Genomic DNA, 21845 nt, shown 5'->3' on the forward strand with positions numbered 1-21845 from the left:
CACCTACGGAATCACGTCAAAATCCGCATAGGTCCTGACCTTGAGCGTCGGGTTGTGCAGCTTCTCGTAGCCGATCGTCGTCACCGGCTTGGTGCCGTAGTCGTGGCCCGGGTAGACCTTGGTCGACGGATCCAGCGCTTTGAGCTTCGAGAGGCTCTGGAAAAGCACCTTGGGATCGCCCCCGGGCAGGTCCGATCGCCCGCAATTCCCCTGAAAAAGCGTATCCCCGGTGAACAGATGCGGGATCAGGTCGCCCGGCGCCTTGACGAGATAACATGCCGATCCCGGCGTGTGACCGGGCGTGCTCAAGGCGGTCACGATCAGGTTTCCGACCTTCAGTTCCTGTCCGTCGGTCAGGGAGATCAGCCTTCCCGTCCCCTTCTGGAGGGGCCGGTCATCGTCCTTGTGGATGTACACCTCGGCGCCGGTGGCCGCGACCACGGCCTCGACCCCTTCGATGTGATCGAAGTGGTTGTGGGTGAGGAGGATCTTCGTGATCCGGAACCCCTCCACCTTGGCGATGTTGAGAAGCCGGTCGACCTCCCAGGCCGGGTCCACGTAGGCGCACTCGTGCGTCGAGGGGTCGCCGATCAGGTAGTTGAAGTTCTGCATCAGGCCGGTCTCGACCTGTTTAATGTACAGCGGGGCTTCCATAAATAATCGGCATCATTTTGAGCCCGAAGTAGATGGTCACGGCTAGGAGGATCAGATTGTAGGCCGCCATCTTCTTAATCGCGTTCGCCAGCCTCTCCTGCCGCTCAAGCGTACCCTCGATCACCCCATTGGCCATTCGTTGCAGCTTGAGCCCCATCCCGAAGCATTGGCCGCCGGCAATGAGGAAGATGAGCGTGGTGAGCCCGAACTTCCACAAGAGGACGTGGCCGACCGACGAATAGTAGAATTGGCCGAAGCCGATCTTGAGGTCGGTCAGCCGCATGGCCCCGGACATGAAGACGGTGCAGATGCCCAAGAGGAAGATGGGATGGTAATACTGAATCGCCGCCGCCAGCGTCTTCATGCGCTGGGCCCGGTCCTCGATCGACTTGAGCGAGGGGAACATCGCGCCAACGAGAAAGAGGCTGCTCCCCAGGCTTATGGCCACGCCCGTCACGTGAAGCCAGCTCAAGACGTGGATCACTGCCCGTCCTCCATGGGACCCTTCGCGTCGAGGCGGCGGATCAGGTCGTGCATGATCCCGTGCATCTTGAAAATGAACATGAGGCAGAGGGTGAGCGTCAGCGCCACGATCCCGATGCTCGCGAACGACCAATAAAGGTGGGAGACGAAGAATTTCTGGCCGTGCGCGGCCACGAGGCCCGCGCGCATCGTGAGCGCCAGGGTCAGAAGGGAGAGGAACGAAAGGGTCAGGGCGATGGCGCGCATAATGACTTTGCCCGAGGAGTTAGGACACCCCCCGGGCAAAGTCAACTTGGGCTCGTATTATTGTGCCAGGAACGCCTGGAATCCCATCTTGTTCACCTCAACCGCCACATCCTCCTTCCTCACCTTCGTCGGATCGATCTCGACCTTGCATTTGCCTCCGACGTGGTCGCATTCGGTCGAGAGGATGCCCAACCGGCCCTTGAGACCCTTTTGGATCTTCTCGGCGTCGAGGCTGTTCTTCATCCCCTGGACGTCGAAAAGGACTTTTTGGGATCTGTCCGGCTGGCTTCCGGAGGCGTCAAGGGCCGGAGAGGCGAGAACGGCCGAGAAGATGCCGACGAAGAAGACCCCTCCCCTCAGGATCGATTCGAATATCGAGCGTTTCATAAAGCACCTCCCGGGTCATCCCCTAGCCCGCTTCCCGCGGGACAGCTCTCGCTACGGCTCGTAGCGGAAGCTAGAAGAAGTAGTAACGAACACCAATGCCTCCGGTCAGATCGAACTCGGTCTCCGGGGCCACCTTGACGCCCGGGCCCAGCTCCAAGAATACCTCGACCGGATGATTCACCCACTGGACGGCGAGACCGACGGGCACGCGGATCGCGGCCTCCGTCCGGTCGTCGTCGCCCGCGTTGATCGCGACCTTGCCGCCGCCCCCCACGTAAAACGGAAGCGTGATGACGTTCGTATCGACGGGAATATCCAGAATTTCGAAGGTCGCGTCGCCGATGATCGTCAGGGCGTCATCGATGAACGACCAGGCGAAAATGCCGTCCAAGGCCCAGCGTTGGGTCAAATATCCCTTGAGCGTGAAACCGGTCGGTTCGCCCAGGTGAAGACCCACGCCGAACCTCTTGCCCTTGGGCCCGTAGGCCGACGGCGACTTGGCCTGCAGGGCCGGCGCCGCGCAGACCGTCAGAAGGACCGCAAGGAAAGAAGAGAGAAGGATCCTTTTCATAACGCCTCCAGATGAAAGTCAGCAGTCACCGTCTCCTCCCCGCCGACATCGACGCGGGCCGTCGCGTCCTGATAGCCCTCCTCCGAGGCCGTGACGTCATAGGAACCCGGGGCCACGCAAAGCTCGTAGTTCCCCTCCGTGTCCGTTTCCTCCGAACTCTCGACCTCAGCGTCCTCGGCGGAATGAGCCGTGACGGTAGCGCCGGCCAGGGCCGAATCGTCCGCTGCCTTGGTCACCCGGCCGCTGATAAAGGAGTCGGCGTCCGGACCTCCGACCGTCGCGTGAAGGACCGGCTTGAAAAGGATCTTTCCGTTTCCGGTAAAGACCAGGGAATGAGCCAGGTCGATCCTCACGACGATATGGAGTTCCCCGTTTTCACTGACGACTGCGTTTTCACCCTGAAGTTTGATCTTGAGACCCGAGGTATAGGCGCTCGGGAATTTGACGTCCTGCTCCTCTCCGCTCGCGAACCGGATGAAATTCCCTTCCGCCATCAGGACCAGCCTGATCTCGGACACGCTCCGGCCCGCCGGCAACGTGATCTCCCCCAATCTTTCGAAAATACAATTCCGGAGATCGAGAAGATTGACGGTCTTTCCTTCCTCGAAGGAGGCCACGGTGACCCATCCCCCTTCGTCCTCCTCGCCATCATCCGCCTCATCGGCATCGCCTTCTTCATCGGCGTCCTCGCCGTCCAAATGCACCTTCACGCTTTCAATCGTGACGAAAACCCCTTCGACCGTTTGAAGATCGACCTCGGGGGAGGACGTGTTCAAGGCGGCCGCCGAGCCCCCCCCTGAACCGCCGGAATTTGAGGAAAGGCTCACAGAAAGCCGGCCTTCTCCGCCCGCTCCATCGCAGCCCCAAAGGCCAAATGCCGCCATGACCAAGAATAGAGAAACAATGAACGTCTTCATAAATCATCCTCCTCGTTCCCTTTGCACAGCGTTACATGACCCGGATCGTCTGGACCATCGCCATGAAATCCGGCACCTCCTTGAAGTCATCCGTGTTTTTGATTCCTAAGGCCCGAAATAGAATTCATTCCGCGTCAGGATCCCGTCCTTGTCGCGGTCGAGCTTCCGGAAAAAGTGCATGCGATCCCTCCATTCGCTCCGTGTCAGGACTCCGTTGCGGTCGGCATCCTGCTCTGCGAACCGGTCGACGCCGATCTGGACGTAGGAATCCAGTTCCCGTTCGCTCAACACGCCGTCCACGTTGGCGTCCAGGCGGGTGAAGTCCGCCGGCTTGCCCTTCCATTCGAGGCGCGAGACGACACCGTTTCCGTCGAGGTCATCGGCCAGGGACCGGTTCGGGGATTGCGACAGGACGTCGTCGACGGACGGCGCGCGGCTTTCCTCCGGATGCGGGGTGGCGACGTAGTCCGGCTTTTTGACCGTACCGCGGTCCTTCTCATCGCCGGAGACCGGACCCGACAGAAAGGACAGCGCGGCGACGACCAGAAGGACAAGAATCACAACAGATGGGTTGCGCGACATAAAGCCTCCTTCCCCCGATGATGGGTCCCAGGTTACGGGTTGGTGACAACCACGTCCTGGATATGCAACTCGATGCGGCGGTTCAGGGCCCGTCCGGGGTCCGCGAAGGCGTCCTCCTCGGGGGTATCGCCGCCGTCATCAACGGGCTCGTTCACCGCGATCGGCTCGGATTCGCCGCGGCCCTCGGCCGACAGGCGGCTCGCCGGAATGCCGTTCTGGATGAACCAATTCATCACCGATTGTGCCCGTCTTTCGGAGAGCCGTTGGTTGTACTCGTCCGTGCCGCGCTCGTCGGTGTGGCCGACGACCAGCACGCGGACGTTCTGGGCTTGAAGCTCCGGTAGATTGCTTCTCAAAACCGGCTCGGCGTCGGGACGGATGTCCGCCTTGTCGAAGTCGAAATTGACGCCCTTCAAGACGATAATCCGCGGCTTCGGCGGCGGAACCGGCTTGCCGACGTGGTACCAGCGCTGCTTCTTGCTGTAGGCCGGGCGATCGTGGTCCCACGCGTCGGGCCGGTTCTTCTCCGTCAGGTAATACCAACGGGCACACCGGGCGTCTTCGGATGGAGCCTGATCCCGGCAGGCGGCGGGGGGCTCGTCCTGCACCGGCACGAACGTGGCGTCCTCCCCGGCAAGGACCCCGGGGATCGTCAAAAGGCCGAGAGGGCCGGCCAACATGAGATGAATCACGGTTTTTTTCAGTATCTTGAGGAACATAAGCCCCTCCTTCCACGTGCAAAGGGATTGCAACCGGGATGCCATCCCGGCGAGGCACGAAAACTCCGTGTTTTCAAGGAGGACCCGGAAGGGGGCCTGTCACGAATGAGTACGGCTGGACGGATGTTTCGTTACGTTCAGGACTTGAGCCCGTAGGCCTTGACCAGGCGCGAAAGCTGGGGGCGGGCGACCTTCAGTTTCTTGGCGGCGAGACTGATGTTGCCGCGGGATTCCTCCAAGGCGCGGCGGATGGTCCTTTTCTCGAACGCGGCGCGCATGCCGCTTAAGGACTCGGGGTCTTTCGCTTCCTGTCCCCCCCCGTCCTCTCCGTCGCCGGCGCCGAACAATTCCTCTTTCTGGCGCAGCTCTTCCGGTCCGATGCTCCGCCCCGCGCACAGAAGACAGGCGTTGAAGATGGCGCTCTCCAACTCCCGGATGTTGCCCGGCCAGGGATACGCGGCCAGGAGGTCCATGGCCCGCGGGGTCAGTGTCTTCTTGGCGACTTTGTGATCCTTGGCGAACTTTTCCAGGAAATGATCGACCAAGAGAGGGAAATCCTCCTTCCGGGCCCGGAGAGGCGGCAGGGTGATTCGCACGCCGTGAACGCGAAAAAAGAGATCTTCACGGAACTTTTTCTCTCGCGCGAGGTCCTTCAGGTCCCGGTTGGAGGCCGTCAGGATCCGCACGTCCACCTGCACGACCTTCTGCGAACCGAGCGGACGGATATGCCGGTCCTCCAGGACCCGGAGGAGCTTCGCCTGCATGGCGAGCGGCATGTCGCCGATCTCGTCCAGGAAGAGAGTCCCGCCGTTCGCCGTCTCGAAGAGCCCTTCCCGGTCCCGTTCCGCGCCGGTGAAGGCCCCTTTCGCATAGCCGAAGAGCTCGGCCTCCAGGAGCGTCTCGGGAATCGCGCTGCAGTTGACCGGAATGAACGGCCCCTTGCGGCGCGGCCCGTTGAAGTGGATCGCGCGGGCGATCAACTCCTTCCCCGTCCCGCTTTCGCCGTGGAGAAAGACGGACACGTCGCTGTCCGTCACGCGGTCCAGGAGCTTCAGGACCTCCATGATGGGCGGGGAACGCCCGATGATCTCGTCGTAACGGTATTTGAGCTCCAAGGCGGCCTGTTTGACGGCCAACGATTTCTGCGTCCGGTCGAGTTCGACGACCTTTTCCGACAACGTGGATTCGAGCTGCCGGTTGAGCGCCTCGATCTCCTCTTTGGAGCGCTGGAGCAGCTCTTGAGATTTCCGGATCTCGAGCGCCCCCTTTTTCAATTCCTCGAAGGCCCAGGCATTGGCGATGGCGATGGCGGTCTGGTCGGCGAAGGCCTGCAGGAGCTCCATGTCGGCCTCGGTGAAGGCCCCCCGCTGGTGCCTGTTGTCGAGGTACACGGCGCCGATCACGGCATCACGTACGCGGAACGGAATGCAGACGATCGATCGGAGCTTCAAGTCGTGGATGGAAAGCGAATGGGAGAACCGCTCGTCGGTCATGGCGTCGATCGTGATCGCCGGCTCCCCGGTCTTCAGGACGCGGTTGACCAGGGAGCTCGAAAAACTCCCGTGCTCCCCTTCCGCGCCGGGTTCGGCGTCCCGCGTCGCCTTCACGACGTTTTGTCCGCCCTCGCGGAGGATCAGAAAACCCCGCTCGGCCCCGGTCAACTCGACCATCGCGTCCATGATGACTTCCAGGATCTCGTCGACATCCTGCAGAAGACTGATCCTCCGGTTGATCGCCAAGACGCGCTTCAGAAACGGGGGAGCGGGTTCCGCCTTCTCCCGGGGGGCCGGGGCCGCAGCCTCCAATGGGGTTGCTTCCTTCGCGGGCTCTTTCGCGGCCTTCAGGGCATCCTCCATTTCCGCGAGGTTTCGCTCGGCGATGGACTCCTCGTGGGGGCTCTTCAAATCATGGAACAGCCTCTTCCCTTCGCGGTAGGCCGCGAGGGCCTCCGGGAGACTTCCCTTCTTCTTCAAAAGGTCCCCCGAGAGGAGGCGTCCGTAGGCGATGAGAAACCGGTCCCCTTTTTCGATCGCGATCTCCTCGGATTGCCGGAGCTTCTCCTCCCCCTTTTCCAGGGACCCCGCGGCGATGAAGAGGTTGGCGAGATTGCTTTTGACCTTGGCGATGCCCGGCCGGTAACCGATCGCCTCGAGGATCGCCTCGCTCTGGGAATAGTAGGAGAGGGCCTCCTCGTATCTCTCCTTCAAATGATACGCGTATCCGAGGCTCATCAAATACAACCCCTCGCTCAGAACGTCTCCCCTCCCGCGGCTCAAGGCGACGCTCTCCTCGTAGAAGGCCTTGGCCTCCTCCCATTTGCCGTCGCGGATCTTCAGATTGCCCAGGTTGTTCAAGAGCGAGGCACGGGAGGCCTTGTCCTGGAATTTTTCGAAGGAAGACAAGGCCTCGCGAAAGGCCTCCTCCGAGTCGGCGTACTGTCCCAGGTAGTAGAGGGCCTCGCCGAGGGTGTTGAGGAGAAGGCCCCTTTGGGCCCCGTCGATGGACGCTTGGGGCCCTTGGGCCAGCCGCGTTCCTTCCTCGCGCACCCACTCGAAGCGGCCCTTTTTCAAACCGATCTGAAGCAAAAGGAGCTGGACCCGCTGACCGGTGAGGCCTTGGAGCAGGTTTTCGGCCTCATCCCAGTTCCCCTGACGGTGGTAGATCTCGGCCAGGAGCCGCCGGGATTCCGCGTCGTCGCGGTCCTTGTAGAAACGAACTGCCCATTCGTAAAGCCGCTCCACGTGCTTCTTTTGAAGCTCCTCGGCCTGGGCCGGCGTCAGGACCGGCTTCTCGGGACCCAAGGGAAAATTGAAGTGAAACTGGAGATTCAGGGCGCGGATGACGTCGTTCGCCTCCTCGAACCGGTCCGCGGGGTCCTTGTTCAGAAGCCGAAGGATCAGAAAGCCGAACTCCTTGGGCATCGCGGATCCCTCTGGAACCGGGTTCATCGGCATCACAAACAGGTGCTGCTCCACGAGGGTCGGTGCATCCCGGCCCTCGAAAGGAGGATGCCCGCTCACCAGTTCATAGAGGGTCGCTCCGAGGGAGTAGAGGTCCGAACGGCCGTCCACCGGCGCGCCCATGAAGAGCTCGGGGGCCATGTACGGGAGGGTCCCCGAGACCGTTCCCGGCTGGCCCGCCGCTCCTTCGGATTCAGGGGCTTCAGAGACCGCAATGGCCCGCCGCGCGAGCCCGAAATCGACCAGCTTGAAACCGTTTTCCGCCTTTTCATTGATCAGAATGTTGCTCGGTTTCAGATCCCCGTGAAAGATCCCTTGCTGGTGGAGAAACTGCAGGACCTGACAAACTTGGGCGGCGATGGCGGCGAGCCTTTGGAAACTCAGCCTTCCCGACCATCGGGACAGCGGTTCCCCCTCGAAATACTCCTCGGCGAGGAAGAAACTCTTGCCGTCGGGATCGAATCCGATCTCATAGATCTCCGCCAGGGACGGATTGTGAAGGCGGGACAGGATGGAGAACTCGTTGCGGAATTCGTCGGCGAGTCCGGATGGGTGGTGGGAAAAAGGGAAGACCTTGAGGGCGACTTCCCGGCCCCTCTCGCGGTCCGACGCGAGGTAGACGATCCCCCGAGAGCCCCTTCCGAGCTCCTTCAGGATCTCAAATCTGTCGCCCAGGAGAGTACCCACGAAAAGAGACCTCTCTCATGACGCGATGCATTCTATCAGATTTAAGGAAGGATGGGCAATAATCGTAAGGGGGGACTCCCGAAGACCGATTCCTCGATCGTGCGATTTTCCTGAAGCTCCGCAATCAAGGCGTCGACCACGGCCTTCAAGGACCGGGTCTCGGCGAAGATGCGCCGCTGGCGGTCCGCGCTCGAACCCGACCGAAGGATGTCCCTCACCCATGAAAGCTCTTCGGCGCAGTTAAGCGTCGCCGCCGCTGGCTTCAAGATCTCCAAGAGCTTCTCGATCTCCTCCTTGATCGGCCGCCGGTCCTCCCCTTCCCGGAGGATGATATGTCCCTCCAATCCGTAGCGGGCCGCCTGCCATTTGTTTTCCGGCGCCGTCCAGTAGCGCTGCATCCGGATCTGACCCGTCCGCCCCCCCTTTTCGAGTTGATCGTCGATCCAAACGACCAGGCACTGCACGAGGGCCACGAGGGCGAGCGTTTCATGCAACGTCGGGATGCCGTCGAAGACGCGGACCTCGATGGTTCCAAAGTCATAGTGAGGTCGGATGTCCCAATAGAGATCCTTGATGGAGCCGATCGCGCCCGTGGCCTGAAGCGTCTCGAAAAATTTTTCGAACTCCTTCCATCCCGGCAGAAAATACGGCAGGCCGCCGGTCGGGAACGACTCGGTCACGGCCGCCCGGCAGGAGGCGAGCCCCGTGTCGGTCCCTCCCCAGAACGGGGAACTCGCCGACAGCGCCAAGAGATGGGGGATGTACGGAATCAGCGCGTTCAGGATGGCGATCGCCCGCTCGCCGTTCTTCACCCCGACGTGCACGTGAAGCCCGAAGGTCGTCCAGCGGCGCGCCAGCCACTGGAATTTTTCCAGAAGATGCGTGTGCCTCTGATCCGGAAAGATCCTCCGCTCCCGCCAATCCTGGAACGGATGCGTCCCAGAGACAGCGATCTTCAATCCCTGGGAGTTCGCGATCCCCCGGAGCCGGTCCATCTGCCGGGACAGATCCTCCGCCACCTCCCGCACGTTCGCGCAGATCTTCGTATTGATCTCCACCATGGCGACCGTCAATTCCGACTTCAGGCACAGATCCTCGACGCCCTCGGCGCGCTTGAGGACCGCTTCCGCGGCGGCGGCCAGGTCCTTGCTCGTACGATCGATCAGCTGGACCTCGACCTCCACGCCCAGCGTCGGCTTCACGCATCCCTGAAATTCGAGAGACATGGACGCTCCCTCTCAAAGACCGTCATAATGGGAAACGGCCCTGGTACAGAGCCCGCGGGTCGAAGGGGACGCGGGCCAGACGTAGCTCGTAATGAAGGTGCGGCCCGGTCGCCGCGCCCGAGCTGCCGACGAGGCCGATCACGTCCCCCTTTTGGACCCACTGACCTTCGCGAACGAAAAGTTTCGAGGCATGCCCGTAGACCGAGGACGCCCCGAATCCGTGGTCGATCGCGATTTTTCGGCCGTAGCCGCGCTCAAATCCCGCGAACGCGACGATCCCGTCCGCGACCGCCCGGATCGGCATGCCTCTCCGCGCCGCGATGTCGATCCCCTCGTGAAAATCCGTCGCACGGTAAAACGGCGATCGCCGGTTTCCGAAACCGCTCGTCACCCTCCCGGGCAGAGGCCAAATGGCCTCCGAGGCGACGGCCAAAAAGCCAGAACGCTGGTCCGGAGAGCAGACAAGGTCGTCGCCGCCGAATTTCAGGACGGGACATAGGACCTCATCCCCCCCTCCCCGGGCGTCTTGGACGTATTCGGCGAAGGCCGTTCCTTTCTCGCGTTCGAAACGCGGCACGACGACCGTCCCGATCGCCAACAAAACGACCGCGATGAGCCGGAGTCCGGGCATGGGGTCCTCCCTTTTGGACATCAGAGCAATAGAGCAATTGGGCGGCCAAGAGGAAGAACATCGATCCTATCTGGAATTATTCGGTTCTTTGACCTTGGAAGCGGTCGTGACCGTAAGGAGGCGTGACGGAGGTGTCACGTTTTGAGCGAGTTGTGGTAGGCTCTTGGCCGGACGCGTCATGGAAGAAAAGACCAAGTCCCATCGAACCTGGAAAATGGCGGCGGCGACGGCGGCCATAGCCGTCTGTTATTTGATTGCCGGAAGGCTCGGCCTGTCGGTCGCGGCCCAGCATGCGAACGTCACGTTCGTCTGGCCCCCGGCCGGCTTGGCCCTGGCGGCCCTCCTCTTGGGGGGCTATCGCCTCGCGCCCGGCGTTTTCCTCGGCGCATTCCTGGTCAATACCCTCACCAGCCTGCAATGGCCGGCGGTACTGGCCATCGCCTGCGGCAACACGATCGAGGCGCTCTTGGGGGCCTTTCTGCTCCGGAAAGTCCTCGGGTTTCAAAATGCGATGGAACGCCTGCGCGACGTCCTGGGGCTCATCGTCTTGGGGGGGCTCGTGAGCACCACGGCCGCGGCCACGATCGGCGTCACGAGCCTTTGCCTGGAAGGCAGCGCCTCTTGGGCGTCCTACTCCTCCCTGTGGTTCGAATGGTGGGTCGGGGACATGCTGGGCATCTTGGTCCTGACGCCCTTCCTGATGACCTGGAGCGACGTCCCCCATTTCCTCACCACCGTGTGGAAGGCGCCCTGGAAGGTCCTTGAGGTGATCGGTCTCTTCGCGCTTCTGATCGCGGCCGCGCAAGGCATTTTCGCAGGGTGGCTGGACGCTCACCTGGCGTCCCATCTCCGTTCCTATATTTTTCCCCTGCTGATCTGGATGGCCATCCGTTTCGGGCCGAAGGGGGCCACGGCGGCGACGCTCACCGTTTCCGCCTTCGCGGTCTGGGGAACCCTGCAGGGGTTTGGCCCCTTCGCCGGCCGGACGCATTATGAAGATCTTCTGTTCCTGCAACTCTTCCTGGCGGTGGCCGTCCTGACCGCTCTCCCCCTCGCCGCGTCGATTTCCGAACGGAAGCGCGGCGAGGAGGTCAAATCCGAGTTCGCCTCGATGGTCTCCCACGAGCTCCGAACACCCTTAAGCTCCATCAAGGCGGGTATCGAGGTCGTTTTGGACGGAATCGACGGCCCCGTCACCGAAGATCAGCGGAAGACGCTCGGCATCGCCAGGAACAACGTCGTGCGGCTGACTCGCCTCATCAACAACGTCCTCGACTACTCCAAATTGGAATCCGGCAAGATGGACGTCTTCTTCGAAAGGACGAATATGTCCCAGCTGATCCGAGAAACTTGTGACCTGATGAAGCTCGCCATGCAAAACAAGGGGATCTCCTTTAGCCTGGATCTCCCTTCCGAGCCGCTGTTCGCGGTCTGTGATCCCGATAAGATCAAACAGGTGGTCATCAACTTGCTCGACAACGCCGTCAAGTTTACGGACAAGGGCGGAACGATCGTCGCGGGTCTCCGTTCGTCCGACCGCCACGTTCTTATCGACGTGAAAGACACAGGGATCGGGATCAAGGAGGAAGACCAGGAAAAGATCTTCGAGATGTTTGGTCAGGCTTCCGGAAAAATCAAAAGACGCGGATCCGGAGTCGGGCTTGCCGTCTGCCGTCTGATCGTCGGCCAACACAAGGGCCGGATCCTGGTCGACAGCCGGCACGGCCGGGGAAGCCGCCTCACGGTCGCCTTTCCGGACTCCCTTCCCGTGAAGAAGAAGGCCGTCCCTCTGACATAAGGCAGTCGCCGACCGCCATCAGCAGCATCTCGGAATCGAGGGGCTTCGTCAGGAATCTCACGGCTCCCTCGCCGATGGCGTAATCCACCACTTCCCTGTCGCCATGTCCGCTCAGAACGATCACGGGAGGCACCTTGACCCCCGGAGGCAGCCAATTCTTGGCGTTCCGTAAAAAGGCCGTCCCGCTGGCGTCCGGCAGACCTAAATCCAAGATGACCAGATTGGGCCTTTCTTTTCGAAGCGCCTTCAAGGCGTCCTCAACCGTCAATGCCGAAATGCAGGAATAGCCGCCGGCATTAAGCTTCTTCGCGAGAAGGTCCTGCATGTCCTGATCATCCTCGACGATGAGGATCTGTTGGTTGGGTGTCGTCATCTCATCCTCCTTTCCCGAGCAAGTTCGTGATGGTTTCACGAAACTCCTCGGGGTCATAGGGTTTGCGGATAAATCCTTGCGCTCCCAGTTGATTCAAACAGTACTCCTCCTGAGATCCATGGGCGGAGAAAAAAACGATCGGAGTCGACTTCAGTGATTCTTCCTCGCGAATCCCCCGGTAAACATCGATACCGGACAGGCCGGACAAACGGATATCCAGGAGGATCAAGGCCGGCCTTTCTCTCCGAACCGCCTCGACCGCCCCTTCTCCTTCATAGAGGCAGACAACGTCATGCCCCCACGAGCGGATACGGCGCGCCGCCAAGTGCGCGACGTCCGGCTCGTCATCGATGATCATGAGTTTCATCGACGCATTCTACTCCCCTCGACCGGCAAAGTTCAACCCGCCAGACTCGACAGAAAATTTCGTTCGTGATACGCGGGCCCTATGACCATTGTTTCCGCCGTCTTCCTCATCTCCCTCGTCGCCTGGATCGGCGGCATCATCTTCTTCTCGTTCATCGGCGCCCCGTCGATCTTTCACAGTCTGCCGCCGGAATTCGCCGGCAAGGCCGTTTCGGCGATCTTTCCGAAATACTACCCCTTGGGCTGGATCTGCGGCCTCGTCGCCTTCGCCTGCCTCCTGGTCTCTGGGTTCAAGACGGGCACCTGGTCGTGGGCCAAGCTTCTCCTGATCGCGGTGATGGTCTTTCTGACCGTCACCAACGGCCTCATCACCCACCCCAAGGCGCGCGCGCTCAAAGAGGAGATGCAGATCACGCAGAGCCAGACCGAGCTCGTCCACATCAAGGAAGTCTTCGACCGCATCCATCGCTGGTCGGTGATCAACAACGGGATCGTCCTGTTGCTGGGATTGATCGTGATTTTTCTGACGGCGAGAAGACTTCAGATCTAGCTTTCCAGGATCCATTTCAAATAGCGAGGCGAGCCGCCAACGATCGGGAGCACGACGAATTCGGGCAGATCGTAAGGATGGATGGCCTGAATCTGCATTTCGAGTTGTTTCGCCTTGAAGGCCGCCGTTTTCATGACGAGCAGAAGCTCCGCGGCGCGACAAACTTTACCTTTCCAGCGGTAATGGGAGACGATCCCCGGAATGACGTTCACGCACGCGGCGAATTTCCCGGCGACCAGATGGCGAGCGATCCGCTCGGCGTCTTTTCTCTTGGCAACCGTCGTCAGGCACACCACGCACTTAGGCATCCATGACCTCGACGCAGACGTCGGGGCCTTCCACCTTGCAGGCGAACGTCTTGACTTTCGCCGCGGGGTTGACCGGATTCTGCCCCGTCTTCACGTCAAACTGCCAGCCGTGCCAGGGACAGGTCACGACCGTTCCCTCGACGTCCCCCTCCCCCAAAGGCCCGCCGCGGTGCGGGCAGACATTGTTGATGGCGAAGAACGAGCCGTCCACGTTGAAGACGGCGATTTGGGCTCCGTCGACCTCGATGATCTTGGCCTGCTTCGGAGTGATTTCCGAGGCCGGGGCGACTTTGACGACTTTGGACATGGATTTCTCCTTATCGAATTATCGAACTCGTTTGTCGGGGCGACTGGATTTGAACCAGCAACCCCCTGCTCCCAAAGCAGGTGCTCTACCAGGTTGAGCTACGCCCCGTACCTTCAGAGAAAACTATAAATGATCGGGACAGTCCCTACCATCAATCTTCTACAGGGAGAGGGACGCCCCGAATGTCATGGAAGGTAACAGCAGAAGGCTGAACGGGTCAATTCTTGCGTCAGGCGTTCGCTGTCTTTGCGGTCTTGACGGAAACCTTTCCCAGATACTCGTCCTGCGAGAAGTCGTCGACCGTGATGGCGTCCAGCCGCATCTCGTCGGCCTTTTTCAAGTTCTCGGCCTCGGCCTCCGTGATCACCTTCGCCTTGAGGGCCTCCTCCACCAACTTCGGTCCCTTGACCTTGGGCAGTTTCTTCTCTTTGATCGCCTTGCGGATCTTCTTCTCGGTGCCCTCCGCCACCTTGACGACCTTGAAGGTGTCCTCCAGCCGCTTCAGGGCCTCGCCCTCCCGCTTGGGAACGTAGATGCCTTCCGTCATCCGGAGGCGTTGCTCGCCGTCGGTCTGGATGAGGCGCGCGATCTCGCGGGTCACGTGGTCGGCCGGCTCGTCCTCCAGGGCGTTCACATGCGACCAGGCGCGGACGACCGTGCGAAAAAACCAACCCAGCCCCAAGGGACCCCCGATGTTTTCAAAGATGCCGTCAAACGCACGCTGAATCTTGGCCAGCGCCTGCTGGAGACAGAAATGGACGAACGGCAGGTCCTCCTTGCGGCTCCCTTCCGCCTCGAAGCGGCGGAGGACGCAGGTTCCCATGTACATCCACGAAAGAATGTCCGCGTAGCGTCCGGTGATTTTTTCGCGGAATTTGAGCGTCCCTCCCAGCATGCCCATCGCGACATCCGCCATGACGGCAAAGGAGGCCGAGATCCACGCGATCTTGCGATAATATTGGGAGACGGGGCCGCCCACGGGGGAGCCGGCGAGCCCGCCGCGGGTCGCGCTCAAGAGAGCCGCGCGGCAGAGGTTCCGAACCACGTGGCCGACATGGCCCCACAGGGCCCGGTCGAAGTCGGCGAGATCTCCCTTTTCGATGGCGGCCACCTCGCGAAATGCGAAGGGATGCGCGCGCATCGCACCCTGCCCGAAGATGATCAAGGTGCGGGTCATGATGTTTGCGCCCTCGACGGTGATGGCGATCGGAGAGCCCATGTACCCGTGGGCCAGAAGATTCCGGGGTCCGCGCGAGATGCCCGCGCCGCCGAGGATGTCCATGCCGTCGTTCCAAATGCTTCGCGCGAGTTCCGTCGTATTGTACTTGGCCATGGCGGTGATGACCGGAGGCTTGATGCCCTGGTCGATCGCCCCGCAGGTAAAGCGGCGCACCGCCTCGATCAGGTAGTTGTAACCGCCGATCCGGGACAAAGGCTCCTCGATTCCTTCGAACGAACCGATCGGCACGCCGAACTGCTTGCGGATGCTCGCGTGGGCGCTCGCGACGCGCGCGGTGAGCTTCGCCGCGCCGGCCGACTGAGCCGGAAGGGAAATACCGCGCCCCGCGGCGAGCGATTCCATGAGCATCTGCCAGCCGCGCCCGGCCCATTCCAGGCCGCCGATGATGGCCTCCTCGGCCGGGACAATCACGTCGTGGCCCTGGGTGGGACAGTTGTAAAACGGCACGCCCAGGGGATCGTGCCGCCGGCCTAGGACGACGCCCTTGGTCTTCGAGGGAATGAGGGCGCAGGTAATCCCCACTTCCTCCTCCCCCTTGCCCAGGAGATTGTCGGGGTCCTTGAGCCGGAAGGCGAGGCCCAAGACCGTGGAGATGGCGGCGAGCGTGATCCATCGCTTGTTCCAGTTGAGCCTCAGGTAGAGCCTGCCATCGTCTCCCTTAAAAAGGACGCCGCTGGACGTGATCGACCCCGCGTCGCTGCCCGCCATGGGCTCCGTGAGAGCGAAGCAGGGAATCTCGTCGCCGGTGGCGAGCCTCGGCAGGTATTTCTTCTTCTGCGGCTCGGTGCCGTAATGAATCAGTAACTCGGCGGGCCCGAGGGAATTGGGCACCATGGCCGTCACACAGAGCGGCACGCAGCGGCTCCCCAATTTTTGCAAGACCGCGCTGTGAGCCAATGCCGAGAAACCAAGCCCCCCGTACTCTTTCGGAATCACCATCCCGAAGAACCGCTCCTTCTTCAAAAGATCCCAGGCTTCCGGCGGAAGTTGGCGCTCCTGATAGACCCTCCAATCGTCCGTCACCGCACAAACCTTTTCGACCGGGCCATCCAGAAACGCTTTTTCCTCCGCCGTCAGCTCGGGATAGGGCTCCTTCAGAATGCCTTTGAAGTTCGGCTTGCCGGAAAAGAGGTCCTTTTCGATCCAGACGACGCCGGCCTCCAGCGCCGTTCGTTCGGTCTCGGAGATCTTCGGCATGAAACCCTTCATCAGCTTCATGATGCCGCTTGTCACGAGTATCCTCCGCAACGGCCTCACGTTGAAGACCACGGCCAGTGCGAGAAGGCCGTAGAGAACCGGAAGGGGCGCGCCAAAACCAATGAGCATCGCCGCCAGGGCCAGGGTCCAAATCAGAAGCGGCGATCCGGTATACCCGAGCACAAGAACGAGAAGGATGGACCCGACGATCCACCAGGTGAGCTGCGGTCCAAGAAACCAGCCCAAGTAGGAACCCATGAGAAACCCCCTAGGATCGGGAAAGCGTCAGGTGACCCAGATTATCGGGCTCAGGCATGGATATCTATTCATTTCTTGAAACTTGCCGACTGCAAACGATCCTTCAGGAGTCGAAGGGCGCGTCCCCGATGGCTGATCCCATTTTTTTCCTGGAGGCCAAGTTCGGCCGTCGTCTTGCCCAGCGACGGGACGAAAAAAAGGGGGTCGTAGCCGAACCCGCCCGACCCACGGGGAACGGTCGTGATCCGGCCTTCCACGCGGCCTTCCGCGACGAGCTCCCGTCCATCGGGATGGGCCAACACCAACACGCAGACGAAGGCCGCTCCCCTCTTCCCTTCCGGAACACCCTCCAACTCCGCCAACAGCTTTCGCCGGTTATCCTCATCCGTGGCGGTCTCACCGGCGTAACGGGCGGAATGCACTCCGGGGCGGCCCCCCAAGACTTCGACAACAATCCCGCTGTCATCCGCCAATGTCCGCCGGCCCGACCAACGGGCCAGCGCATGGGCCTTCTTGCGGGCGTTCTCCAAGAAGGTCTCCCCGTCTTCCATGACCGAAGGGGCGCCGGACAAATCACGCAAAGATTGGAGCCGGAACGGGAGTCCTTTGAAAAATGCGGAGATCTCGACGAATTTGCCCTGGTTGGTCGTGGCGACCAGGAGGTCTTCCATGGGTCAGTACGGGGGCGGGGTGGCTTCGAAATCGCGGGCGAGATTCTCGAACCGCGTAAACGGACCCAGGAAGGCCAGGCGGACGTCGCCGATGGGCCCGTTGCGCTGCTTGCCGATGATGACCTCGGCGATGCCCTTGTTGACGGTGTCGCGGTCGTAAACTTCTTCCCGGAAAAGAAACATGATCACGTCGGCGTCCTGCTCGATGGCGCCCGACTCGCGGAGGTCGGCCAGGATGGGCTTGGGGGGTTTCCGGTTCTCGACCATGCGGTTCAACTGCGAGAGAGCGATGATGGGGATGTTGAGCTCTTTGGCCAGGGCCTTGAGCGACCGGGAGATCTCGGAGATCTCGCGCTCGCGGCTGTCCATGGAGGTGATGCCCCGCATGAGCTGAAGGTAGTCGACGACGATCAGGCCCAACCCTTTCTCCTTCTGGAGACGCCGCGCCTTGGCGCGCATTTCCAAAATATTCATGGCGGGGGTGTCGTCCACGAAGATCGGCGCGTCGGAGAGATCCCCGCAGGCCTGCGTGAGGCGCGGCCAGTCCGACTCGGAAAGAAATCCGCCCCGGATCTTGGACGAATCGATCCGCGCCTCCATGCACAGCATGCGCTGGGCGAGCTGTTCCTTGGACATTTCGAGCGAGAAGATCGCGGAGGGGATCTTTCGCTGCAAAGCGGCGTGCGCCGCGATGCAGAGGGCGAAGGCGGTCTTTCCCATGCTGGGACGGCCCGCGACGATGATCAGATCCGAGGGCTGCAATCCCGCCGTCAGGCGGTCGAGCTCCAAAAAGCCCGTCGGAACGCCGGTCACCATCTCCTTGCGCTCGAAGAGCATTTCGATCGTCTTGAAGCTCTGCTTGACGATGTCCTTCATGGGGAAGAAGCCCTGCTTGATGCGTCTTTGAGCGATGTCGAAGACGATCTTTTCGGACTGGTCGAGAAACTGCTCGACGTCTTCGTTCGCCTCGTAGCCGCGCGCCACGATTTCGGTGGCCCCCTGGATCAGGCGCCTCAAAATGGCCTTCTCACGGATGATCTTGGCGTAGCTGGCCGAGTGGGCCGCGGTCGGAATGCCGTCCACGAGGAGCGAGAGGTAGGCCGAGCCGCCGACGTCCTCGAGGTCGCCCCTCCCTTTGAGGGTGTTGGTGAGCGTGATCAGGTCGATCGGCTCCCCGCGCTCGGAAAGCTCCAGCATCGCCCGGAAAATCCGGCGGTGGGATTCCCGGTAGAAATCGTCCGGCTCCACGAACTCGATGACGCGGTTGATCGCGTCGTTCTCGATCATGATCCCGCCCAGGACGGATTGCTCCGCCTCCAGGCTTTGTGGCGGCAGCCGGCTCGCGATGGATTCTACCTTCGTGGCTTCCATGGCTTATTTTTTGACGACCGTGATCTTCAGGGGGGCCACCACCTCGTGCTGGAGATGGATCTCGACGGTGTACTCCCCGACGTTGCGGAGAGGTTCCTTGATGCGGATGAGGCGGCGGTCGAGCTTGATCCCCTGGGCTTCCAAGGCGGCGGCGATGTCCCGCGTCGAAACCGAGCCGAAAATCTTGTCTTCCTCTCCGGCCTGCTTCTCCAGCGTCACCGTCAAGGCGGCGATCTTCTGTGCCTGATCCTCAGCCTCCTTTTTCGCCTTCTCGCGCTTGGCCTCGATGACCTGCTTCTCCTGCTCCAGTTTCTTCAAGCTCCCCGGCGTCGCGATGATCGCCTTTTTTCGGGGCAAGAGGAAATTGCGGCCGTAACCTTCCGAGACCTTGACCACGTCCCCCGCGCGGCCCAGCGACGGAATATCTTCACGAAGAATGATCTGCATGGAACCCTCCAAAAAACGCGTTAGGCTACCTTTTTCAACTTTCGAAAATCAAACCAAAAATCCGAAACTCCGACCGCCGCGAGGACAACCAGACCGACTTGGAGAAAGATGAAGAAAATCAGGTATCCGGCCAACCTCATGAGAGGCGAGAGGCGGGTCCGGAAAAAGAAAGACGCGACGGAAAGGCCTTGAAAAATAGAGACGGCCGCCAAGACGATGAGGGCATTCAGTGCGATGATGCCCAACACAGGCGACTCAACCGCGTAGACATTCAAAAAGTAGACGGCTCCGGCTCCGATCGGGGCCCAGATCCATATTTCTTTCAGGCGCCAGAGGCCGAAGTCGGGCCAGTTGGGAAAAAGCCTCTCCTCACGGGTCCAGCGCCGCAGAAAAAGCACGGTCAGGCTCAAGACAGCGAGCGTCAGGTCGATCCAGAGGGACGGCAGGACCTGGAGAAAACGGGTCACGACCAGCGGGGCCGACGCCCTCAGGAACGCGGCATCCTCCTCCCCCAACCCGGCGGACTGCTGCAGGTCGATCATGCGGCGGAACAGGTCCTGAAGCCCCGTCCCCACGTTCTGCCAAAGATCCATCTTGGCCGTGACGGCGAACACGAAAAGGCCGGCGACGGGAACGGCCAGTCCCAGAACCGTCATCCAGGCGACGGACGGCTCCAGGGACGACCAGCGGCCGGTCCGGCGCGAGGAATAGGCCGCAATCCACCCCAGCCAGAGATAGTACGAGAGATAGGCGACGCTCAAAGCCAGGACGCCCCGGAGGGACACCGAAGGGTGGAAAACCATCATCGGCAGGAACGTCAGCGGCTCCCCGGGCAAACGGTACAGGGCGACCAGCGCCACCAGCGAAACGGCGGAGACGACGAGGGCCGCTCCCATCCCCTTGCGGATGAACGCCAAGGCAACGGGAAGCGGCGTAAAGACGACCAAGAGGCCCGTCAGAAAAAGGACGAGCGTGAGTCCCGTCGAAAGGGCGATGGCGAGGAACATGCGGGCCTTTTAAGGCTGGTAATTCGCCGTGAACGGAAGAAGCGCCAGAATACGCGCCCTCTTCACGGCCTCCTGGACCCGGCGCTGGTGGTAGGCGCAGTTGCCGGTCACGCGGCGGGGGATGATCTTCCCGCGCTCGGTCACAAAGGATGAGAGCAGCTTGGGCTCCTTGTAATCCAGGTAGATTTGATGATCGCTGCAAAAACGGCAGACCTTCTTCTTGGTTCTCCGTGCCGGTGCTGTGCTCATGTCGTCACCTCCTGATGCGGATGCATCTCCTTACCATGCGGCTCCTTATGCATGCCGGGACGGGGTTCTTCGCGGATGTCACGGCGCTGCACCTCCTTCACCGTGAGGAAGCGAATCACGTCCTCCGACAGTCTCAGATGGCGCTCCAGCTCCTCGACCACCTGTCCGCCGCCCTGGTAGTTCAACTGAAAATAATGGCCCTTGGTGTGCTTGGCGATGCGGTAGGCCAGCGGCTTCTTGCCCAAATCCCTGGTCTCGTCCAACTTGCCCTGGAACCTCGCCACCACCTCAACGATCTTGTCGTTGATCTTCTTCTCGGCCTCATCCGTGATGTCCGCCCTCAGGATGTAGATCGTTTCGTACTTCCGTGCTTTCTCGCTCATTTTGCCTCCCGAATCCATGATTCCAAAAGACCGACGGCTTCTTCCGTCATGGCCTCCACCGCCTCCCGCTCGCCCTTCGCGAAGGGAGACAGAACAAATCCTTCGACATCCTCTTTCGCCTGCGGACGCCCGATCCCCATCCGGACCCTGCGAAACGCCTTCGTGCCCAGGTGATCGATGATCGCACTCACGCCCCGATGCCCCGCCGCGCCCGACTCGAAATCCCATTTGACCCGGCCCAGGGCCAGGTCCAGGTCGTCGTGGGCGACCGCCAGATCGCCCGGGCCCAACCGGTAATAGTCCAGGGCCTCGCGCACCGCCCTTCCCGACAGGTTCATGTAGGTCTGCGGGAGGAGAAACAGGACGTCCGCGCCGCCGACCGAACCCTTCGCCCACAGGGAGGAAAAACCCTTTTTGGAGATCCGGACTCCATGGCGATCCGCCAATCTCTCGATGACGTCAAAGCCGACATTATGGCGGGTTCCCTGATATTTTTCCCCGGGATTCCCCAAACCAACAACGAGCTTCATTTACTTCTTTTCCGGTTTGGCCTCTCCGCCTCCGGCGGATTTCGCCTTGGCCTCGGGCTTGGCTTCCGCCTTTGCGCCCGGGGCGGCCTCACCGCCCGCCGGGGCCGCCGCCGCACCCTCCGCCGGGGCCGCTTCCACCGCCGGGGCCGCCACTTCCTCTTCGCGCGGGGTGACGACCGACACGATCGGCTGATCCGCTCCGGTCACCGCCTCGACGCCTTCCGGAAGAACGAGGTCCTTGGTATGGACGGCTTGACCGATGTCCAGCGGCGTGATGTCGACGTCGATCCTCTCGGGGATGTTCCCGGGAAGGCATCGCACCTCGATCTCGCGGTTGGCCTGTTCCAGCAAGCCGCCGTTGGTGACGCCCACCGACTTGCCCACGACGTGAATGGGCACCTTGACCACGATCTTCTGCGTCATGTCGATCTTCAAGAGGTCGAGATGGGAGATGACGTGACGGAGGGCGTCCGTCTGGAAGTCCTTCACCATGACGACGAGCTGGCTGGCCTTGCCTCCCGCACTCAGGCTCAGGTCGATCAGGGCGTTCATGCCGGATGCCCCCTTCATCATGTGCGTGAATTCCTTGGTGGGGAGGGAGAGATTGACCGGTTTTTCGCCGCGGCCGTACAGGACCGCCGGTATCCGCCCGTCCTTGCGGAGCCGGCGGTTCAGCCCCTTGCGCCCCGACTCACGAACTTCCGCTGCTATTTTTAACCTTTCCATA

26 protein-coding genes and 1 tRNA gene are annotated in these 21845 nt (G+C 61.3%); 2 read left to right on the plus strand and 25 right to left on the minus strand.

Going from position 1 to position 21845, the window contains the following annotated elements; all coding sequences use genetic code 11:
- Positions 1-3: 3 nt before the first annotated feature.
- From VLJ37_09730 to VLJ37_09780, 11 genes are all read right to left on the minus strand, one after another.
- Complete coding sequence (locus tag VLJ37_09730; protein ID HSA59949.1) at positions 4-654, minus strand: MBL fold metallo-hydrolase; 651 nt, start codon at positions 652-654, stop codon at positions 4-6.
- Positions 632-1138: a hypothetical protein gene (locus VLJ37_09735; protein ID HSA59950.1), complete on the minus strand. Its 507-nt coding sequence runs from the start codon at positions 1136-1138 to the stop codon at positions 632-634. Before VLJ37_09735 ends, VLJ37_09730 begins: the two co-directional genes overlap by 23 nt.
- Positions 1135-1383: a hypothetical protein gene (locus VLJ37_09740; GenBank protein HSA59951.1), complete on the minus strand. Its 249-nt coding sequence runs from the start codon at positions 1381-1383 to the stop codon at positions 1135-1137. The genes VLJ37_09735 and VLJ37_09740 overlap by 4 nt, the downstream gene beginning before the upstream one ends.
- Before the next feature lie 57 nt (positions 1384-1440).
- Positions 1441-1770 (minus strand): hypothetical protein, encoded by a 330-nt coding sequence (locus VLJ37_09745; GenBank protein HSA59952.1) that lies wholly within the window; start codon positions 1768-1770, stop codon positions 1441-1443.
- A 70-nt stretch (positions 1771-1840) separates the two neighbouring features.
- Positions 1841-2341 carry a hypothetical protein gene (locus VLJ37_09750; GenBank protein HSA59953.1) on the minus strand — a complete coding sequence of 167 codons (501 nt, stop codon included), beginning with the start codon at positions 2339-2341 and terminating at the stop codon, positions 1841-1843.
- Entirely contained in the window at positions 2338-3258 is a 921-nt protein-coding gene (locus tag VLJ37_09755; protein HSA59954.1) for a DUF4382 domain-containing protein, read from the minus strand. Before VLJ37_09755 ends, VLJ37_09750 begins: the two co-directional genes overlap by 4 nt.
- 105 nt (positions 3259-3363) lie before the next feature.
- Complete coding sequence (locus VLJ37_09760; protein ID HSA59955.1) at positions 3364-3840, minus strand: hypothetical protein; 477 nt, start codon at positions 3838-3840, stop codon at positions 3364-3366.
- A gap of 32 nt (positions 3841-3872) precedes the next feature.
- Positions 3873-4559, minus strand: a complete 687-nt coding sequence (locus VLJ37_09765; GenBank protein HSA59956.1) for an OmpA family protein — start codon at positions 4557-4559, stop codon at positions 3873-3875.
- A gap of 137 nt (positions 4560-4696) precedes the next feature.
- Positions 4697-8206, minus strand: coding sequence for a sigma 54-interacting transcriptional regulator (locus tag VLJ37_09770; GenBank protein HSA59957.1), 3510 nt, complete (start codon positions 8204-8206; stop codon positions 4697-4699).
- Positions 8207-8247: 41 nt separating this feature from the next.
- On the minus strand, positions 8248-9432 hold the full coding sequence (locus VLJ37_09775) for a glutamate--cysteine ligase (protein HSA59958.1): 1185 nt from the start codon (positions 9430-9432) through the stop codon (positions 8248-8250).
- A gap of 22 nt (positions 9433-9454) precedes the next feature.
- The gene (locus VLJ37_09780; protein HSA59959.1) at positions 9455-10063 is read right to left on the minus strand and encodes a M23 family metallopeptidase; all 609 of its coding nucleotides are present in this window, start codon (positions 10061-10063) and stop codon (positions 9455-9457) included.
- A 178-nt stretch (positions 10064-10241) separates the two neighbouring features.
- On the opposite strand from VLJ37_09780, the gene VLJ37_09785 reads away from it, so the two are divergent.
- Positions 10242-11861, plus strand: coding sequence for an MASE1 domain-containing protein (locus VLJ37_09785; GenBank protein ID HSA59960.1), 1620 nt, complete (start codon positions 10242-10244; stop codon positions 11859-11861).
- Here VLJ37_09785 and VLJ37_09790 read toward each other — a convergent pair.
- Both VLJ37_09790 and VLJ37_09795 read right to left on the minus strand, forming a co-directional pair.
- Positions 11803-12234: a response regulator gene (locus VLJ37_09790; GenBank protein HSA59961.1), complete on the minus strand. Its 432-nt coding sequence runs from the start codon at positions 12232-12234 to the stop codon at positions 11803-11805. The two genes, VLJ37_09785 and VLJ37_09790, sit on opposite strands and share 59 nt — an antisense overlap.
- 1 nt (position 12235) lies before the next feature.
- Positions 12236-12601, minus strand: a complete 366-nt coding sequence (locus VLJ37_09795) for a response regulator (protein HSA59962.1) — start codon at positions 12599-12601, stop codon at positions 12236-12238.
- Between the two features lie 81 nt (positions 12602-12682).
- Here VLJ37_09795 and VLJ37_09800 point away from each other — a divergent pair, with 81 nt between their 5' ends.
- A complete protein-coding gene (locus VLJ37_09800; protein HSA59963.1) occupies positions 12683-13150 on the plus strand; it encodes a DUF4149 domain-containing protein in 468 nt (155 codons plus the stop codon).
- On the opposite strand, the gene cutA is transcribed toward VLJ37_09800, so the two are convergent.
- From cutA to VLJ37_09860, 12 genes are all read right to left on the minus strand, one after another.
- Positions 13147-13458 (minus strand): divalent-cation tolerance protein CutA, encoded by a 312-nt coding sequence (cutA, locus tag VLJ37_09805; protein ID HSA59964.1) that lies wholly within the window; start codon positions 13456-13458, stop codon positions 13147-13149. The two genes, VLJ37_09800 and cutA, sit on opposite strands and share 4 nt — an antisense overlap.
- A complete protein-coding gene (locus tag VLJ37_09810; protein ID HSA59965.1) occupies positions 13451-13765 on the minus strand; it encodes a Rieske 2Fe-2S domain-containing protein in 315 nt (104 codons plus the stop codon). The genes cutA and VLJ37_09810 overlap by 8 nt, the downstream gene beginning before the upstream one ends.
- Before the next feature lie 34 nt (positions 13766-13799).
- A tRNA-Pro gene (locus tag VLJ37_09815) sits at positions 13800-13873 on the minus strand.
- Between the two features lie 121 nt (positions 13874-13994).
- On the minus strand, positions 13995-16460 hold the full coding sequence (locus VLJ37_09820; protein ID HSA59966.1) for an acyl-CoA dehydrogenase: 2466 nt from the start codon (positions 16458-16460) through the stop codon (positions 13995-13997).
- A gap of 68 nt (positions 16461-16528) precedes the next feature.
- The gene (locus VLJ37_09825) at positions 16529-17131 is read right to left on the minus strand and encodes an XTP/dITP diphosphatase (protein HSA59967.1); all 603 of its coding nucleotides are present in this window, start codon (positions 17129-17131) and stop codon (positions 16529-16531) included.
- 3 nt (positions 17132-17134) lie between these two features.
- Positions 17135-18502: a replicative DNA helicase gene (gene dnaB / locus VLJ37_09830; protein ID HSA59968.1), complete on the minus strand. Its 1368-nt coding sequence runs from the start codon at positions 18500-18502 to the stop codon at positions 17135-17137.
- A 3-nt stretch (positions 18503-18505) separates the two neighbouring features.
- On the minus strand, positions 18506-18949 hold the full coding sequence (gene rplI, locus VLJ37_09835; protein ID HSA59969.1) for a 50S ribosomal protein L9: 444 nt from the start codon (positions 18947-18949) through the stop codon (positions 18506-18508).
- A gap of 20 nt (positions 18950-18969) precedes the next feature.
- Entirely contained in the window at positions 18970-19956 is a 987-nt protein-coding gene (locus tag VLJ37_09840; GenBank protein ID HSA59970.1) for a DUF2232 domain-containing protein, read from the minus strand.
- Between the two features lie 9 nt (positions 19957-19965).
- On the minus strand, positions 19966-20205 hold the full coding sequence (gene rpsR, locus VLJ37_09845) for a 30S ribosomal protein S18 (GenBank protein HSA59971.1): 240 nt from the start codon (positions 20203-20205) through the stop codon (positions 19966-19968).
- Positions 20202-20588, minus strand: coding sequence for a 30S ribosomal protein S6 (rpsF, locus tag VLJ37_09850; protein ID HSA59972.1), 387 nt, complete (start codon positions 20586-20588; stop codon positions 20202-20204). The genes rpsR and rpsF overlap by 4 nt, the downstream gene beginning before the upstream one ends.
- Entirely contained in the window at positions 20585-21118 is a 534-nt protein-coding gene (gene pth, locus VLJ37_09855; protein ID HSA59973.1) for an aminoacyl-tRNA hydrolase, read from the minus strand. The genes rpsF and pth overlap by 4 nt, the downstream gene beginning before the upstream one ends.
- Positions 21119-21844: a 50S ribosomal protein L25 gene (locus VLJ37_09860; protein HSA59974.1), complete on the minus strand. Its 726-nt coding sequence runs from the start codon at positions 21842-21844 to the stop codon at positions 21119-21121. It abuts the gene before it with no gap.
- Position 21845: the final 1 nt, after the last annotated feature.

The organism is bacterium, from assembly GCA_035454885.1.
GTDB lineage: Bacteria > UBA10199 > UBA10199 > JACPAL01.